The organism is Saccharomonospora halophila 8 (genome assembly GCF_000383775.1).
GTDB classification, from domain to species: Bacteria; Actinomycetota; Actinomycetes; order Mycobacteriales; family Pseudonocardiaceae; genus Saccharomonospora; species Saccharomonospora halophila.
The window spans coordinates 1-2252 of the sequence record NZ_KB912584.1 but is presented as its reverse complement, the minus strand read 5'-3'; the positions used below and the strand labels follow the sequence as shown (position 1 = coordinate 2252).

At 72.1% G+C, this 2252-nt stretch carries 1 protein-coding gene and 1 pseudogene; both read right to left on the bottom strand.

Annotated features, from left to right (window positions below; translation table 11 throughout):
- Window positions 1–218: pseudogene (locus SACHA_RS25765) on the bottom strand (amidohydrolase family protein); the annotation flags it as partial.
- An 82-nt stretch (window positions 219–300) separates the two neighbouring features.
- A complete protein-coding gene (gene ffh / locus SACHA_RS0117975) occupies window positions 301–1848 on the bottom strand; it encodes a signal recognition particle protein (protein WP_028663320.1) in 1548 nt (515 codons plus the stop codon).
- Window positions 1849–2252 lie beyond the last annotated feature (404 nt).

Genomic DNA, 2252 nt, shown 5'->3' with positions numbered 1-2252 from the left:
CGGCGCGCCTGGTCGGCGGCGGAGTCCAGGGTGGTGGGCCCGTCCGGGCCGATGCCCGGGTGGCAGTGCGCGTCCACCAGACCGGGGACGACGAACCCGCCCGCGAGGCTGCGGGCCGCCTCCGCTCCCTCCGGTGGGTGGACGTGCACACGGCCGTCGTCGATCCACAGGTCCCGCTCGGCCCCGTCGGGCAGCACGACCCCTCGCAGGTGATACATCGGCTCGTCGTCCGCGACCTTTCCGTCCGGCTGGCGGTTGGCGGCGTCGGGGGCGTGCGGGTGTGCCGCGCCCGTGCCCCGCCTACTTCTTCTTCGGCAGCTTCAACTTCGACGGGTCGAAGCCCGGCGGCAGGTCGTTCAGGCCGCCACCGAGCTGGGACAGGTCGGGGGTGCCGCCGCCACCGGCGCCGGGCCCCTGCGGGAGCCCGCCGGGGAAGCCGCCGGGCATCTTGGGCTGCGTGGGCCCGCGGTTCTTGCCCTTCTTGCCCTTCTTGCCCTTCTTGCCCTTCTTGCCGCCGCCGCCGGCGCCGCCCCCGCCGCCGATGCCGAACCGACCGGCCATCTGCTGCATCATCTTGCGGGCCTCGAAGAAGCGGTTCACGAGGTCGTTGACGTCGCGGACGGTGACACCCGAACCCCGGGCGATGCGCTGCCTGCGGGAGGCGTTGATCATCTTCGGGTTCTCCCGCTCGGCGGGCGTCATCCCCCGGATGATGGCCTGCAGCCGGTCGAGGTGGGCGTCATCGACCTGGGAGAGCTGGTCCTTCATCTGCCCGGCCCCGGGCAGCATGCCGAGCAGGTTGCCGATCGGGCCCATCCGCCGCACGGCCAGCATCTGGTCGAGGAAGTCCTCCAGGGTGAGCTCGCCCGAGCCGAGCTTGCCCGCGGCCTCCTCGGCCTTCTCCTGGTCGAACGCCTGCTCGGCCTGTTCGATCAGGGTCAGCATGTCCCCCATGCCGAGGATCCGGCTCGCCATCCGGTCCGGGTGGAAGACGTCGAAGTCCTCCAGCTTCTCCCCGTTCGAGGCGAACAGGATCGGTTCGCCGGTGACGTGCCGCACCGACAGGGCCGCACCGCCCCGGGCGTCGCCGTCGAGCTTGGTGAGCACCACCCCGTTGAACCCGACGCCGTCCCGGAACGCCTCGGCCGTGGTGACCGCGTCCTGACCGATCATGGCGTCGACCACGAACAGCGTCTCGTCCGGCGTGACCGCGTCCCGGATGTCGGCGGCCTGCTGCATCATCTCCTCGTCGACACCGAGGCGGCCCGCGGTGTCGACGACCACGACGTCGTGCTGGGCGCGGCCGGCCTCGTCGATCGAGCGGCGCGCGACGTCGACCGGGTCACCGACCCCGTTACCCGGTTCGGGCGCGAACGTCGGCACCCCGGCGCGCTCGCCGACCACCTGGAGCTGGGTCACCGCGTTCGGCCGCTGGAGGTCGCAGGCGACGAGCATCGGGGCGTGCCCCTGCTGCTTGAGCCACAGCGCCAACTTGCCCGCCAGCGTGGTCTTGCCGGAGCCCTGCAGTCCCGCGAGCATGATCACCGTCGGCGGGTTCTTGGCCAGGTTCAGCCGGCGGGTCTCGCCACCGAGGATGCCGACGAGTTCCTCGTTGACGATCTTGATGACCTGCTGGGCGGGGTTCAGCGCCTGGGAGACCTCGACACCCTTGGCCCGCTCCTTGATCTGCTTGATGAACGCGCGCACGACCGGCAGCGCGACGTCGGCCTCCAGCAGCGCGATCCGGATCTCCCGGGCGGTGGCGTCGATGTCGGCGTCGGTGAGCTTGCCTTTGCCGCGCAGGTTCTGCAGGACCGACGTGAGCCGATCGGAGAGTGTGTCGAACACGGGGTGCACGCTCCAGCGGGTCGTGGTTGTTCGCGTCGGCCCACGGGCCGACCACGCCCTCCAAGGATAGACGACCCGAAGGGCGGGGCCGGCCCGCCCGGCCGGGTGCTCCCCCAATGCTCCCCCTCTCCGGCCGGGCGGCGGGACCCCGGTGGGGCACCCGTGCCGGTCCGGCGTGTCGTTCGCCAGACCCCCAGTAGCTGGCGACCGGTGACCGGACCCGGGTACCTCGTCCGAGGCTGTCCTCAGCGTGCCCGGGACAGCGGGGGTGGCGACAGCGTGAAGACACCGAGTAACCCGTGAGTAGACCTACGCAAATCCAGCTCAGCGACGGTTGCCGGCCCGTCGGCCACCGGTGTCCGCCGACCCCGTCGGCCCGTCCGCGTCCGCGGCGGCGCGCCGGG